This is a genomic window from Streptomyces sp. NPDC058637 (assembly GCF_042717325.1).
Classification (GTDB): domain Bacteria; phylum Actinomycetota; class Actinomycetes; order Streptomycetales; family Streptomycetaceae; genus Streptomyces.
Genome location: NZ_JBHXRD010000008.1, coordinates 202,388 through 216,789 on the forward strand (window position 1 = coordinate 202,388; position 14,402 = coordinate 216,789).

General features: G+C 72.1%; 15 protein-coding genes and 1 pseudogene. 5 read left to right on the forward strand and 11 right to left on the reverse strand.

Annotated elements, in window-relative coordinates; genetic code table 11:
- Positions 1-15: 15 nt before the first annotated feature.
- Positions 16-1,773, reverse strand: a complete 1,758-nt coding sequence (locus ACFWVP_RS10750; RefSeq protein ID WP_384495431.1) for an MFS transporter — start codon at positions 1,771-1,773, stop codon at positions 16-18.
- A gap of 511 nt (positions 1,774-2,284) precedes the next feature.
- Here ACFWVP_RS10750 and ACFWVP_RS10755 point away from each other — a divergent pair.
- Entirely contained in the window at positions 2,285-3,313 is a 1,029-nt protein-coding gene (locus tag ACFWVP_RS10755; protein ID WP_384495432.1) for a phosphatase PAP2 family protein, read from the forward strand.
- An 84-nt stretch (positions 3,314-3,397) separates the two neighbouring features.
- On the opposite strand, the gene ACFWVP_RS10760 is transcribed toward ACFWVP_RS10755, so the two are convergent.
- Positions 3,398-3,613 (reverse strand): I78 family peptidase inhibitor, encoded by a 216-nt coding sequence (locus ACFWVP_RS10760; RefSeq protein WP_384495434.1) that lies wholly within the window; start codon positions 3,611-3,613, stop codon positions 3,398-3,400.
- A 514-nt stretch (positions 3,614-4,127) separates the two neighbouring features.
- Entirely contained in the window at positions 4,128-5,414 is a 1,287-nt protein-coding gene (locus tag ACFWVP_RS10765; protein ID WP_384495435.1) for a glycosyltransferase family 4 protein, read from the reverse strand.
- A 301-nt stretch (positions 5,415-5,715) separates the two neighbouring features.
- Between ACFWVP_RS10765 and ACFWVP_RS10770 the strand changes: the two genes are divergently transcribed.
- Both ACFWVP_RS10770 and ACFWVP_RS10775 read left to right on the forward strand, forming a co-directional pair.
- Entirely contained in the window at positions 5,716-6,498 is a 783-nt protein-coding gene (locus ACFWVP_RS10770) for a hypothetical protein (protein ID WP_384495437.1), read from the forward strand.
- Between the two features lie 137 nt (positions 6,499-6,635).
- The gene (locus ACFWVP_RS10775; RefSeq protein WP_384495439.1) at positions 6,636-6,941 is read left to right on the forward strand and encodes a hypothetical protein; all 306 of its coding nucleotides are present in this window, start codon (positions 6,636-6,638) and stop codon (positions 6,939-6,941) included.
- 93 nt (positions 6,942-7,034) lie between these two features.
- Here ACFWVP_RS10775 and der read toward each other — a convergent pair whose 3' ends face one another.
- The 7 genes from der to ACFWVP_RS10810 form a co-directional block, all read right to left on the reverse strand.
- On the reverse strand, positions 7,035-8,504 hold the full coding sequence (gene der, locus ACFWVP_RS10780; protein ID WP_384495440.1) for a ribosome biogenesis GTPase Der: 1,470 nt from the start codon (positions 8,502-8,504) through the stop codon (positions 7,035-7,037).
- A gap of 73 nt (positions 8,505-8,577) precedes the next feature.
- A complete protein-coding gene (locus ACFWVP_RS10785) occupies positions 8,578-9,234 on the reverse strand; it encodes a lysophospholipid acyltransferase family protein (RefSeq protein ID WP_384495441.1) in 657 nt (218 codons plus the stop codon).
- Positions 9,231-9,947 carry a (d)CMP kinase gene (gene cmk, locus ACFWVP_RS10790; RefSeq protein ID WP_384495443.1) on the reverse strand — a complete coding sequence of 239 codons (717 nt, stop codon included), beginning with the start codon at positions 9,945-9,947 and terminating at the stop codon, positions 9,231-9,233. The genes ACFWVP_RS10785 and cmk overlap by 4 nt, the downstream gene beginning before the upstream one ends.
- A gap of 116 nt (positions 9,948-10,063) precedes the next feature.
- On the reverse strand, positions 10,064-11,149 hold the full coding sequence (locus ACFWVP_RS10795; protein WP_384495444.1) for a prephenate dehydrogenase: 1,086 nt from the start codon (positions 11,147-11,149) through the stop codon (positions 10,064-10,066).
- Positions 11,146-11,508: a chorismate mutase gene (gene aroH, locus ACFWVP_RS10800; protein WP_384495446.1), complete on the reverse strand. Its 363-nt coding sequence runs from the start codon at positions 11,506-11,508 to the stop codon at positions 11,146-11,148. The genes ACFWVP_RS10795 and aroH overlap by 4 nt, the downstream gene beginning before the upstream one ends.
- Positions 11,509-11,543: 35 nt before the next feature.
- Positions 11,544-12,176, reverse strand: a complete 633-nt coding sequence (locus ACFWVP_RS10805; RefSeq protein ID WP_384495448.1) for a TetR/AcrR family transcriptional regulator — start codon at positions 12,174-12,176, stop codon at positions 11,544-11,546.
- 5 nt (positions 12,177-12,181) lie between these two features.
- Positions 12,182-12,544, reverse strand: coding sequence for a DUF1304 domain-containing protein (locus tag ACFWVP_RS10810; protein WP_384495450.1), 363 nt, complete (start codon positions 12,542-12,544; stop codon positions 12,182-12,184).
- A 178-nt stretch (positions 12,545-12,722) separates the two neighbouring features.
- Here ACFWVP_RS10810 and ACFWVP_RS10815 point away from each other — a divergent pair, with 178 nt between their 5' ends.
- Complete coding sequence (locus tag ACFWVP_RS10815) at positions 12,723-13,148, forward strand: Rieske (2Fe-2S) protein (RefSeq protein WP_384495452.1); 426 nt, start codon at positions 12,723-12,725, stop codon at positions 13,146-13,148.
- Between the two features lie 44 nt (positions 13,149-13,192).
- Positions 13,193-13,888, forward strand: a complete 696-nt coding sequence (locus ACFWVP_RS10820) for a DNA polymerase beta superfamily protein (protein WP_384495453.1) — start codon at positions 13,193-13,195, stop codon at positions 13,886-13,888.
- Here ACFWVP_RS10820 and ACFWVP_RS10825 read toward each other — a convergent pair.
- Positions 13,885-14,402, reverse strand: a pseudogene (locus ACFWVP_RS10825) (DNA polymerase beta superfamily protein). The gene ACFWVP_RS10820 and the pseudogene ACFWVP_RS10825 sit on opposite strands and share 4 nt — an antisense overlap.

Consider the following 14,402-nt stretch of genomic DNA (forward strand, 5'->3'; position numbering starts at 1 on the left):
TGCTGACGTTACGGCTCAGTGTGCCGCCCGTCCAGAGCCGGTGGCCTCGGCGGGTTCGCGCCGCGCGGGCAGCGGGAACCGCCGCCCCGGCCTGTCCTGCGCGGGCAGCCCCCGGGGCTCGGCGCGTGGCCCTGCGACCACCGCCCGATCCGGCAGTGCGGGCCCGGGAACCACGGCCTCCGCGCTCCCTGTGGGCTCCGCGGCCTTCACCCCGCAGGCCTCCCTGGCCGAGGAGCAGTCCATGACCCGGGGCAGCCGCAGCGATGCGAGCGCGCCGAGCAGCAGCAGGCCCGCGCTCACCAGCAGCGTGACGTGCAGACCGTCGACGAAGGCGTGCCGAGCCGTGTCGCGCAGCAGCTCGCCCATGGGGCCGCTCAGCTGCCCCGCCACCTGGTAGGCCTCACCGAGCGAATTCGACGCGGCGGCGCCCGCCGCGGCCGGCACGCCCTCCTCGTGGAGCCGGGAGAGGCCGGGGGCGTAGGCGGCGTTCATGACGCTGCCGAGCAGCGCGATGCCGAGGCCGGCTCCCAGCTGGTAGGAGGTCTCGCCTATCGCGGCCGCCCCGCCGGCCCGTTCCGCGGGGGCCTCGCTCAGCATCGACTCGTACGCGCCGAAGAGGGTGGACTGCAGCCCGAAGCCCAGCAGCACGAAGCCGACGGTGAGCAGCGCGGGCCGGTCGTGCTGCCCCATCAGGGTCAGCAGCAGCACCGAGGCCGCCGTGAGCACGAAGCCCCAGCCGACCATGCGGCGCGGCCCGACGCGGCTCAGGGTGTACGAGCCCGTGGCACCCGCGGCCATGGCGGCGAAGGTCAGCGGCAGGAGGCGCAGACCGGTCTCCAGCGGGCCGAGGTCCAGGACCAGCTGGAGGTACTGGACGGCGATCAGCTCCAGGCCGACCAGTGCCAGCATGGCCAGGACGATGCAGCCGACCGCGGTGGTGAAGGCGGGCCGGGCGAACATCGCGATGTCGATCAGCGGATGCTCACGTCGCCTCTGCCTGCGGGTGAAGAGGACGAGCAGCGCCGCGCCGGTCAGCAGCGGGCCGAGGGTGGCGAGGTCAAGCACCCCCTCGCCGCCGCCCGCTCGCTTGATCCCCAGGACGACGCCGAGCACACCGGCCGCGGCCGTCAGCGCGCCGACCACGTCCCAGGGTCCTTCGTCCGAGCCGCGGGACTCGGGCAGCAGCCAGCGCGCGACCGGCAGGATCAGGGCCATGAGCGGGATGTTGATCAGGAAGACCGAACCCCACCAGTAGTGCTCGACGAGGAATCCGCCGATGACCGGTCCGGTGGCGGCCCCCACGGCGGCGACCGCGCTCCATATCCCGATGGCCCGGGCACGCTCGCGGCGGTCCGGGAAGACCTGGCGGAGTATCGAGAGGGTCGCGGGCATGATCATCGCGCCGCCGACGCCGAGCAGGGCCCGGGCCGCGATCAGTACACCGGGGCTGTCGGCGACTGCCGCGACGGCCGAGGCCATCCCGAAGAAGGCGTAGCCGAACAGCAGGACGCGGCGTCTGCCGATCCGGTCACCGAGCGTGCCGAAGAGGATCAGCAGAGAGGCGCACACGAGCGGGTAGGCGTCCACGATCCACAGCAGGCCGACGGCACTCGGCCGCAGGTCCTCGGTGACGGCGGGGACGGCCACGTGCAGGACGGTCGCGTCGAGCGCGACCAGCAGAAGACTGAGGCAGAGGACGACCAGGACGGCCCATCGGTTGGCACCGTCGGCTGCCGCACGCAGCCGGGTCACGGCCGTGGACGTCCCGGTCATGTACGTACCTCCCACAATGAGTCCCTCGCGCTCGGCAGACCTACGGGGGCACCGGTTCCGGCCCCTCAGGCCCGGCATCGACGGGCGAGTGAGCCGTCAGCGTACGCGAGTTCCACGTGGTCACACGTGGTCCATCTCATACCGTCGCCCGCCCTGGAGTGTGTCCTACGCCACTCCGGCCCCGTCGGCGGGGGCCCCTGCGGACCCGCCGTGACCGGGCGGGAACGGAGCGCCGCCCACTCCTCCCGCACCCCCGGGAGCCCACACCCGCGGGCGGCCCGCGGATCCCCCCAATGGCCGGTCGAATGCATTCCCGCACCGCACTGGGCCATTTCATCGACGATCAAACATTCCTGCGAATTACCGTCCCCATGAATGCCCTGGGGGTCCGATCCGATTCCCCGCGACGCATCGAATGGATACCGGTCTGAGACAAAGTCCACATCACATCGTCATCACAAATACGCGGGATCGGCCGGATCCCACACTCACTCGCTGTAACGTCCATTGCGTGCGTACCGACATCTTTGCCCGTCTGGACCGGGAGCCGGAACCGCCGAAGATAGAGATCCCGCGGATGAGTCCTCACCGCATCGCTCTCTTCGGCGGGACTTTGGCGTTCTATCTCGCCATCGTCGTCGCCGTGCTCGTCTCCTCCTGGCTGGTGGCCCTCGACTGGAAGATCATGCTGTTCCGGCCCTATCAGCAGTGGCCAGGGGTCCATGCCTTCCTCGACTACTACGTCGTGCTCGGCCAGCGCGGCCCCACGGCCGTGATGGTCGCCGCCTGGCTCGGCTGGCGCTCCTGGCGCCAGCACACGCTGCGCCCCCTGCTCACACTGGGCACCGCGCTGCTGCTGCTCAATGTGACGGTCGGCGCGGTCAAGCTCGGCCTGGGGCGTCTCGGTCCGCACTACGCCACTCAGATCGGCTCGGCGGAGCTCTACGCCGGCGGCGATATATTTCCTTCGGGCCACACCGCCAACGCCGTGGTGACCTGGGGAATCCTGGCCTACCTGGCCACCACGCCGCGGGCCAGGCGCTATCTGTCGGCCCTCTCGGCGTTCGTCTCCCTGGGCGTGGGGCTGACGACCGTCTACATCGGGACGCACTGGCTCAGCGACGTGCTGCTGGGCTGGGCCGCCGGTCTGCTGATCATGCTGGCGCTGCCCTGGTTCGAGCCGCTGATCACGCGCGCCGAGATCTGGATCCTGTCGGTGCGGGCGCGCTGGCGGACCCGCCGCAGGCTCCGCCGGCCCGCCTCGGACGCTCCGGAAGACCCTGCCCCGGTGGTGCTGCCGCAGGCGCTGGGAGCCGGAGCCACGGACACCGGGAGCAGGAGTCCCGTGCCCGAGCCGTCGGGAACCGCCGCCCACGCGGGCGCGGGCGGCCGGACGCGGGCGCATCCTCCGCACGCGGTGCGTTCGGAGCGGACGCCGCTCACCCCCGCGGGCTCACGCCGTCCGCCGCACACGGACCGTGCCGCCCGGGGCAACACGACCCCGTCCCACCCGGTGGCAGGCGGCTCGGTCGCCCCCTGACCTGCGGGGACGGTACGCACGACCGCTCAGCGCACGGCGAAGGCCCCGACGGACGTCGGGGCCTTCGCTTCGTCGAGGGGCCGTTCAGCCGACCCAGCAGCGGGTCACCGTGGAGGCGTCCACCTCGAAGTTGATCCGTCCGCCACGGAACTCCATGGTGATGACCGTGCCCGGGGCGAGCGCCCGGACCGTGCTCCAGCCACGCGCTCTGGCCTGCGTCTCGGCGGCCCGGGCGTCGAGGCCGACGTACGACTCCGGGGTGTCGTCCGGCTGTGCGGGAGGGCTCGGTATAGGTGCCATACCCCTCACCGTAGGTGCCCCCGCCCCGCGACGGAAGCCGGGGCGGCGGTACCCCTCGGTGCATCCTCATGCACCTCGGCGGTCACGCTTGTGTCACAGCATCCCCACACGTGTTTACGTCGGACACCTTCACCCGGACGCGCGGTCCTGATGTACGGAAAGAGAATTGCGGGCTGCCCGCCGAATACCGCCAGGTGTCCGTCCGAAGTCAATTCCCGGGGAAGGGGCATTACCCGACCCGTGTTTTCCGCTGCGCCCCGGGAGTGCGTGCGGGTGGTCACTTCATCCGGAATTCACTCACCCTTATGCGCCCCTTATATTTCCCCCCGGCCCATCCCCTGCCGCATGCGCCGACGCCTTCACGGGCACCGTGCCCGCGAACCCCCCGGACCGTCGGATCATCCGGAATCAAACGGTCCGGGAACCCTCGGGTCACGGAGGGCCGACATCCAGCGAGGGCCCGACAGTCGCGGAGGGCCCGGCGAGCGGCGAGTGGCCGGGCGGCCGGGTGCGGTCAGCCTGACTTCCTCCCCCGGACCGTGTCGGCGGCCCGGTACCGCAGGGCGTACGCCCCGTCCAGCGCGGTGCCCCGGGAGCGGTGCCACGCGGTGCGCAGGACGCTCTGTGAGCGGCGACCAGCGCCGCCCCGCGCGGCCAGCTCGGAGAAGAGCGCCTCGTGCCGTTCCGCGATCGGTGCCGGGTCGAATCTCTCCGAGGAGGCCAGGGCGGCCCGCCCCATCCGGCGCCGCAGCTCGTCGTCGTCCATCAGTCCGAGCAGGGCTCCGGCGAAGGCCCGGGTGTCCCCCAGTGGCACCAGCCGTCCGTCCGTGCCGTCGTCGATGATCTCGGCCGGACCGTGCGGGCAGTCCGTGGCGACGACGGGCACCCCGCAGCGCATCGCCTCCACGATGGTCATGCCGAACGACTCCCGCTCGGAGGTGACCGCCGCGATCGAGCCTTTGGGCCACTCCGCCTCCATCGGGTGGACCGACCCCATGAGGTGGATCCTGTCCCGCAGGCCGAGCGTGTCGACGAGCCCGCTCAGCGTCTGCCGTTCGTTGCCGCTGGCGTCGCCGCCGCCGTAGATCCGCAGCCGCCACTCGGGCCGGGCCGCCGCGACCTCGGCGAAGGCGCGGACCAGTACGTCGTACCGCTTGACCCGGTGCAGCCGGCCCGCGGCCACGATCCACTTGGCGTCTCCCCCGGCCGGCTCGCCCGCGGGTTCCGGCACGCTGTTCGGGATGACCTCCACCCGTACACCGGGCAGTCGCAGCCTGGCCCGGTAGTCGCGGGCGTCGGCCTCGGTGACCGTCGTGACCGCGTCGAGGAGCCCGTACCTGTGCCCTATCTCCCTGCGGAGCCGGTAACTGTGGCTGTCCAGGGTGAGGTGTTCCTGGCCGATGCGCACCGGGCCGCGCCGGGCCTGCCGGCTGATGTGGACGTTGAGGCCCGGCCGGGTGCCGACGACGACATCGGCTTCGAGTGAGCCCAGATGGGCCGCGATCCGGCTGTCGGTGAGCCTGCTGTACTGCCGGTGCCTGGTGTCGCCGCGCGGGAACACCGTGGCGGACCGGGCGTGTTCGGCCGCGTCGCCGTCGAAGTCCGGGCTCGACCGGCGCAGGTCGACGAGATGGCTCATCCGTACGCCGTCGGGGGCACCCAGCGCGGGTGCGTCGCGGTGCCGGAAGACGGAGACGATCTCGACGTCGTGCTGCTCGGCCAGGGTCCCGGCGAGCGTGAAGGTGGTACGGATCGTTCCCCCGATGCCGTACGCGTTGTGAAGCAGAAATGAAATGTGCATTACGTAGTCGTTTCCCCTGTTCGACTGGTCAGTTACGGACCTTACGCGCCGTCAGGTGAGCACACGGACTTCGCACAGGAGTCGTACAGAGCCGTGACAATTCGAACTAATGGCCGTGCATAGCGGGCGCATTCGCGGAATATCCGACTCCGGATCACTTTCGCGACCTGCCGGCGTATCGGCCTGCCCACTCTCCCGCTTTCTCCCCCCGTTTCGCGCGTGACCCGGGCCCCCGGTCGTCCGTTGTCTCTTCATGAGCCGGGAACCGCCCGGCCCACGAACCGAGTTCGAGGAGCCACCCGTGCCGCGCATGCTCGACGTCAGCGAGGACGTACGCGCCGAGATCGGCGATGCCGAAGCCGACCGGCTGCTCGTCGGCGACAGCGCCCCAGGCAGTTACGACTGCACCTCCTGCCGCACCCCCGGCGACTCCGACCAGGAACGCACCAGCACGGTGCTGTTCGTGGGCGACGAGACCGCCGTGCTCGCCTTCGCCCACGCGACCTGCATCCCCTCGCAGGTCGTCCAGGTCGCCGAGGACCAGCTCCAGGGCGCCGTGCGGTCCATCACCGGCAGCGAGCAGAAGGATCCGGAGGGTCTCGTGCCCGAGCAGGCCGTCCTCGGCATCACCAGTGGTCTCGTCCTGATCGAGGACGACCTCCGCCCGGCCCTGGTCGTCGAACCGACCGGCCCGATCGCCCGGCCCGGCACCGACGGCCGCGACGGCGACCAGTTCCTCCAGCTGCTGCTGGAGCAGGGCTTCCTGCCCACGCCCGACCTGAACCGGCTGCCGGGCGTGCTTCCCGGCTGGTCGGTCCTGCTCGCCATGGGCCAGCTGCACGCCGTGCTGCAGCCGGGCGCCGGCGGTGGCAACGCGGTCGCCTGGTGGCAGGCCCATCAGCCGCTCCAGGTCACCGAGGGCTGGCGGGCGGCGGCGAACAAGTCGCAGACCGTGCTCGTCTTCGCCTCCCCGGTGGGCTCGATCGGCCAGCAGCCGCGCGAGGACCTGCTGCGTGACGCTCTGGACAAGGCCGCGGTCAACGGCCTCCTGGTCGCCGCGTCGATGCCGCTTGCCGGGACCTGATCGTGTCCGTCCTGTCCTCCCGCACCCGCCGAACAGCGATTTCTCCGCCGGGCCCGCATCCGACGGGCGGCGGGGTCGTTGGCACCTACGTGCACTCATACGACCCTTCTCGCCAGCAGCAGAACCCGATCCCGGCCATGCGTCCGTCGCAGGAACCCTCGGGCGGCAAGTCCCCCACCCCGATCTACGACGCGCTGTACTCCGAGTACCGGCGGTCGTTCAGGGCACTCCCGGGGGACCGGAGCGGTGAGGAGAATCTCGGCTTCAGAACGTTCGGTACCGGGATGTTCGGCAGCCGTGCGCCGCTGAGCGGCCGTACGGCGGCGAACGGCCAGGGGAGCCAGAGCGGGCACGCTGGGAACCTCGGCTCCTGGCAGCGGGTGGGACGGCATGCCGGGCGGGCCAGGCCCGCGGCCCTGCCGCCCGGGTCCACCGACGCCTGACGGCAGGCACGGCTGACGGCTCACGGCGAAGCCCCGGATCCCCCGCTCGACGCGGGGGGTCCGGGGCTTCGCCGTGAGCCGTGTGCCGTGTGTCTACTTCTTGCGGCCGCGCTTCTCGCGCACCCGGACGGAGATGTGCAGCGGCGTGCCCTCGAAGCCGAACTCCTCGCGCAGGCGGCGCTCGACGAAGCGGCGGTAGCCGTGCTCCAGGAAGCCGGAGGCGAAGAGCACGAACCGCGGCGGCTTGACGCCGGCCTGGGTGCCGAAGAGGATGCGGGGCTGCTTGCCGCCGCGCACCGGGTGCGGGTGGGAGGCGACGATCTCACCGAGGAAGGCGTTCAGCCGACCGGTCGGGATGCGGGTCTCCCAGCCCTCGATCGCGGTCTCGATCGCCGGGACCAGCTTCTCCATGTGCCGGCCGGTGACGGCCGAGACGTTGACGCGGGGAGCCCAGGCGACCTGCGCGAGCTCCGTCTCGATCTCGCGCTCCAGGTAGTAGCGACGCTCCTCGTCGAGGGTGTCCCACTTGTTGAAGGCGAGCACGATCGCACGGCCCGCTTCCACGGCCATCGTGACGATCCGCTGGTCCTGGACACTGATGGACTCGCTGGAGTCGATCAGGATGACGGCGACCTCGGCCTTCTCCACGGCGGCGGCCGTACGGAGCGAGGCGTAGTAGTCCGCGCCCTCCTGGAGGTGGACCTTGCGGCGGATGCCGGCCGTGTCGATGAACTTCCAGGTGACGCCGCCGAGCTGGATCAGCTCGTCGACCGGGTCGCGCGTGGTGCCGGCGAGCTCGTTGACGACGACGCGGTCCTCGTTGGCGACCTTGTTCAGGAGCGAGGACTTGCCGACGTTCGGACGGCCGATGAGCGCGATGCGGCGCGGGCCGCCGAGGGCCGTGCCGAACGTCTGGGCCGGGGCCTCGGGCAGCGCCTCCAGCACGGCGTCGAGCATGTCGCCGGTGCCGCGGCCGTGCAGCGAGGAGACCGGGTGGGGCTGGCCGAGACCGAGCGACCAGAGCGCGGTCGCGTCCGCCTCGCCGCTCTGTCCGTCGACCTTGTTGGCGCACAGGACGACGGGCTTCTTGGCCTTGCGCAGCAGTCTGACGACGGCCTCGTCGGTGTCGGTGGCGCCGACCGTCGCGTCGACGACGAAGACGACGGCGTCAGCCGTCGAGATCGCGTACTCGGCCTGGGCGGCGACGGAGGCGTCGAGACCCAGTACGTCCTGCTCCCAGCCGCCGGTGTCGACGAGCCTGAAGCGGCGGCCGGCCCATTCGGCCTCGTAGTTCACCCGGTCACGGGTGACGCCCGGCTTGTCCTGCACGACGGCCTCACGGCGGCCGAGGATGCGGTTCACCAGGGTCGACTTGCCGACGTTGGGGCGGCCGACGACGGCGAGGACGGGAAGGGGTCCGTGACCGGCCTCACCGATCGCACCCTCGACGTCCTCGAGGTCGAACCCCTCCTGCGCGGCGAGCTCCATGAACTCCGCGTACTCGGCATCGCCAAGTGCTCCGTGCTCGTGGTCCGAGCCGTCGGAGTGAATCTGGTCGTTCATGAAGTCCGTTCCCTCTTTGCATCATCATCGATGGGCCACGATCGCGCGGCCCACTACTCAAGTCTCGCAGCACCTAGCGCCCGGTGAGGCGCCTGGCGTCCTCCAGGTGCGCGGTCAGCTTTCCCTGGATCCGGAGCGTCGCCTCGTCCAGTGCCTTCCTGGTGCGCCGCCCGCTGTCGTCGCCGGCCTGGAAGGCGTCGCCGAAGACGACGTCGACCCGGCTGCGCAGCGGAGGCAGTGCCGGTATCAACCGTCCGCGACGCCCGGTGCTTCCCAGGACCGCCACGGGAACGATCGGCGCCCCGCCGCGTACCGCGAAGTACGCGAGTCCTGCCCGCAGGGAGGCGAAGTCGCCCTCGCCCCTGGTGCCCTCGGGGAAGATCCCGAGGACCCCGCCGTCCCCCAGCACGCCGAGGGCGTGGGTGATGGCGGTGCGGTCGACGGTCGCGCGGTCCACCTTGAGCTGACCGATTCCGCGCAGGAACGGGTCGAGGGGACCGACGAACGCCTCCCTCTTGATCAGGAAGTGGACGGGCCGGGGCGCGGTGCCCATCAGCATCGGACCGTCGATGTTGTGTGCGTGGTTCACCGCGAGTATGACGGGTCCGGCGGTGGGTACCCGCCACGCACCGAGCACACGGGGTCTGAAGAGCCCGTACACGAGCCCGATGCCGATCCCGCGCCCGACGGCCGCTCCGCGCGGTGTGGGCGCGGTGGTGGCTTCGGTCACTTCGCGGCCTGCTTCTCCCCGACGAGGGTGACGACGCACTCGATGACCTGCTGGAGGGTCAGCTCGGTGGTGTCCACCTCGACCGCGTCCCCGGCCTTGGCCAGCGGCGAGGTCTTCCGGCCGGAGTCGGCGGCGTCCCGCTTGATCAGCGCCTCCTTCGTGGCGGCGAGGTCGGAGCCCTTGACCTCACCGCTGCGCCGGGCGGCGCGCGCCTCCGGGGAGGCGGTCAGGAAGATCTTGATGTCGGCGTCGGGCAGCACCGTCGTACCGATGTCCCGGCCCTCGACGACGATGCCCCGCTCGGCTTCCGCGGCGATGGAGCGCTGCAGGTCGGTGATCAGTGTGCGCACCTCGGGGACCGCGCTGACGGCGCTGACCTCGGAGGTGACCTCCTGGGTGCGGATCGGGCCGGAGGCGTCCTCGCCGTCGACGGTGATCGTCGGGGCGGCCGGGTCGGTGCCGGAGACGATGACCGGCTTGGCGGCGGCGGTGGCGATCTCGGCGGGGTTGCGCACGTCGATGCCGTTGTTCAGCATCCACCACGTGATCGCCCGGTACTGGGCGCCGGTGTCCAGGTAGCTGAGGCCGAGCTGGGCGGCGACGGCCTTGGAGGTGCTCGACTTGCCGGTGCCGGAGGGCCCGTCGATGGCGACGATCACTGCGGCCGGGGCGGTCCGGGCGGCGGCACTTACGGTTTCCACGGTGGTGGACACCTTCCTGGTACACGGGGTGGGCGGAGCGGGGCAGGGCACGCCCTCCCCACAAGGTTACCGAGTGCGGGGAGGGCACTTGTACCCCTCTCGGCCCCGTCCCCCTTGGGGTGGGCCCGCTACGGGCGGATCGACCAGCCCCGCTCGCTGAGCTCCGCGCCCAGTGCGGACGCCGCGCTCGGCTCGACCATCAGCTGGACCAGTCCGGCCTGCTGCCCGGTGGCGTGATCGATGCGTACGTCCTCGATGTTGACCCCGGCCCGCCCGGCGTCGGCGAAGATCCTGGCCAGTTCGCCGGGCCGGTCGCCGATGAGCACGGCCACGATCTCGTACGAGGCCGGGGCGGCGCCGTGCTTGCCCGGCACCCTGACCCGGCCGGCGTTGCCGCGGCGCAGGACGTCCTCGATGCCTTCGGTGCCCGCGCGGCGCTTGTCCTCGTCGGCGGACTGGAGGCCGCGCAGCGCCCGTACGGTCTCGTCGAGGTCGGTGGCGACGCCGGCCAGGACGTCGGCGACCGGGCCGGGGTTGGCGGAAAGGATCTCCACCCACATCCGGGGGTCGGACGCGGCGATCCGCGTGACGTCCCTGATCCCCTGGCCGCACAGGCGTACGGCGGTCTCGTCGGCCTCCTCCAGGCGGGCGGCGACCATCGACGAGATCAGCTGCGGGGTGTGGGAGACCAGGGCGACGGCACGGTCGTGGGCGTCGGCGTCCATGACGACGGGGACCGCGCGGCAGAGCGCGACCAGTTCCAGGGCGAGGTTGAGGACCTCGGTGTCGGTGTCCCGGGTCGGGGTGAGGACCCAGGGGCGGCCCTCGAAGAGGTCGGCGGTGGCCGCGAGGGGCCCGGAGCGCTCCTTGCCGGCCATCGGGTGCGTCCCGATGTACGGCGTGAGGTCGATGCCGAGCGCCTCCAGCTCGCGGCGGGGGCCGCCCTTGACGCTGGCGACGTCGAGGTAGCCGCGGGCGATCCCGTCGCGCATGGCGGCGGCCAGCACGGAGGCGGTGTGCGCGGGCGGTACGGCGATGATCGCCAGGTCGACGGGCCCGGCCGGGGTGTCCTCGGTCCCCGCTCCGAGCGCCGCGGCCGTGCCGGCCGACGAGGCGTCCCGGTCGACGAGGTGGACGTGGATGCCGCGCCCGGAGAGGGCGAGGGCTGCGGAGGTGCCGACCAGGCCGGTTCCGATGACGACGGCTGTTCTCACTGGGCGATGTCCTTGCGGAGGGCGCCGGTGGCGCCGAGGTAGACGTGACCGATCTCCGCCTTGGAGAGATATGTCTCGACGTGGGCGAGGATGCGGACCACCCGGGGCATGGCACCGGCGATGTCGAGCTCCTGGGCGCAGATCAGCGGTACGTCGACGATGCCCAGCCCCCGCGCGGCGGCGGCCGGGAAGTCGCTGTGCAGGTCGGGGGTGGCGGTGAACCAGACGCTGATCAGGTCGTCGGCGACGAGCTGGTTGCGCTCCAGGACGGCGGTGAGGAGTGCGCCCACCCGCTCGTCCATGTGTCCGGCTTCGTCCCGCTCCAGCTGGACGGCTCCACGGACCGCTCGTACCGCCACGTCGTACCCCTCGTTCCCTCGTTCTGTGTGCTGCTTCAGCCTAGAGGTGCGGCGGGGCCCGTGGCCGCCCTGCTCTGTCCTTGAGACACCGCGGCGGCGTGCACGGCGAGGAGGGTGCGCCAGATCCGCCCGGCGAGCTGTTCCGGGGTGGCGTCGGTGCGGTCGTGGACCCAGTCGGCGAGCATCCCGGTGAACAGGCCGGCGACGGCGCTCGCGGTGAGGTCGTGGCCGCTTCCCCCGGGCCTGCGCCGGCGCAGCTCGTCGAGGCTGTACTGCCGGAGCTCCTGGTGCAGCAGTTCCCCGAGAGGGCCGCCGCCGCCCCGACCGAGCAGGCCGCGGTGTACGGCGGCCCGGCCGCGGATCTCCCGGAGCAGGGTGAGGAGTTCCTGAGGCGGCGCGTCCGGGCCGGGCGGAGTACGGTCCCAGGCGTGCAGGGCCTCGACCGCCTCCCGTACGACGTCGGCGCAGGCGTCCACGGCCAGGGCGCGCAGATCGTCGTAGTGCAGGTAGAAGGTGGCGCGCCCGACACCGGCCCCGCGCACGACGTCCGCCACGCCGATCCGGTCCAGCGGCCGGTCCGCGCAGGCTTCCAGCAGTGCGGCGCGGAGCCTGCCGCGGGTGCGTGCCGTACGGGGGTCGCCGCTGCCGTCCGTCGCCGCCGGTGCCATGCGTCTCAGCCCGCGAGGAGGACGAGGGCGAGTGCGACGGCGGCGGGCGCCGCCTGGACGTAGAGGATCTTGCGGCTGACGGTGGCCGCGCCGTAGACCCCGGCGACGATCAGGCAGCTCAGGAAGAAGATCTGCGCCTGGTGGGCGACGGGATCGCCCGCCACCAGGCTCCAGACCAGCCCGGCGGCCATGAACCCGTTGTAGAGCCCCTGGTTGGCGGCGAGGGTGGCGCTCGCCCTGGAGAACTCCTCGGTGGTGCCGAAGGCCTTGCGGCCGCGCGGGGTGTCCCAGAGGAACATCTCCAGGACGAGGAAGTAGGCGTGGATCAGCGCGACGAGCGCGACCAGCACCTGGGCGGCGGTCTGCATGATGTCCGGCCTCCTGTGGCAGATTTCCTGGACACCTGACCAGGAAGTAATTTCCTGGACGACTGTACAGGAAGTCTCCGTATCGCCACTCTCCCGGGCGCATCCGCCGCCCGGTTGCTTCGTCCGAGCGGCCCACGGCGCCACGATGCCCCTCATCGACCACCACGCGAGGAGAGCCATGAACGCACGGCGAAGGACGGTCCTCACCGCGGGCGCCGCCGCACTGGCGGCCGGCTGCGGCTCGTCCGGCGACGGGGGTGGGGACAGCGACGGGAGCACGGCCCCGGCCACCGCTGCCGAGACCCCGGGAACCTCCGCGGCGGAGCTGACCCGGACCTCCGACGTCCCGGTCGGCGGCGGCACGGTCCTCAAGGACCGCAAGGTCGTGGTGACCCAGCCGGAGGCGGGCGACTTCAAGGCCTTCTCCGCGGTCTGCACCCACGCGGGCTGCCTCGTCTCGTCGGTCGGGGACGGCACGATCAACTGCGCCTGCCACGGCAGTAGGTTCGGCATCACGGACGCCGCGGTCGAGGCGGGGCCCGCGTCGCGGCCGCTGCCCGTGGAGCGGATCACCGTCGAGGGCGACAGCATCCGGCTCGGGTAGGGCCCCTCCCCCGGGTGGTGGTCGGCCCGCGTACCCTCGCGCGCATGATCACCCCTGAGGCCGAGGCCCTCGTACGCGATCACACGGTCTACTCGTGCGTGATGGGTTCCCGCGCGTTCGGGCTGGCCACCGACGGCAGTGACACGGACCGGCGTGGGGTCTTCCTCGCGCCGGCTCCGCTGTTCTGGCGCTTCACCAAGCCCCCCACCCATATCGACGGGCCCGCCGAGGAGCAGTTCTCCTGGGAACTGGAGCGCTTCTGCGAGCTGGCGCTCCGGGCCAACCCCAACGTCCTGGAGTGCCTGCACTCGCCGCTCGTGGAGCGGATCGACGACACCGGCCGGGAACTCCTCGGTCTGCGCGGGGCGTTCCTGTCCCGCCGGGCCCACGAGACGTTCGTCCGCTACGCGCTGGGCCAGCGCAGGAAGCTGGAGGCGGACATCCGGCAGTACGGCGCCCCGCGCTGGAAGCACGCCATGCACCTGCTGCGGCTGCTGGCGAGCTGCCGGGACCTGTTGCGGACGGGTGAGCTGGTCATCGAGGCCGGTGACGCGCGGGACGAACTCCTCGCGGTGAGGCGGGGCGAGGTCCCGTGGTCCGAGGTGGAGCGGCGGATGACGCGCCTGGCCGAGGAGAACGACGAGGCGGCCGGCCGTTCACCGCTCCCGCCGGAGCCGGACCGGGAACGCGTGGAGGCGTTCCTGGTCCGGACCCGCCGGGCGTCCGCGGTGACCGGCTAGCCGGGCCGGGCGCGGACCACCAGATCGTGCGGCGCGTCGAAGCCGGACGCGGCGCCGGGCAGCGACGATCCGGCCTGGGCCTCGTCGAGGGCGGTGTGCGGCGCCGCGAGCGGGGCGTGGTCGCGGGTCAGGACGGCCGGCGCCGGTGCGGTCAGCTCCGCGTGGAGCGCGGTGGTGTGCGCGACCGGCCGGGGACAGCGGTTGCTCCAGTACGCGGCCGTCGGGTTTCGGCACGAGACGGACGAACGCCGTGGGTGACGAGGTCCGTCTCGGCCCCGTCGCGGTCCCACACGCGCGTGCGTGTCTCCTGAGGGTCGCGCAGTCCGACGGGATCCTCCGCGGGAAGGACGTGGACCCCCCGCAGGTCCACGTCCGAGTCGCGCGAGGGAATGCCGTACAGATGCGCGCCGGAGACCGTGGCGATCAGGAGCGGGCCCGGTTCCTCGGCGAGGACCGGGGTGAGGTCGGCGACCGGCAGCCCGGCCCGCGGGAGGGGCGTCGTGTCGAGGCGCAC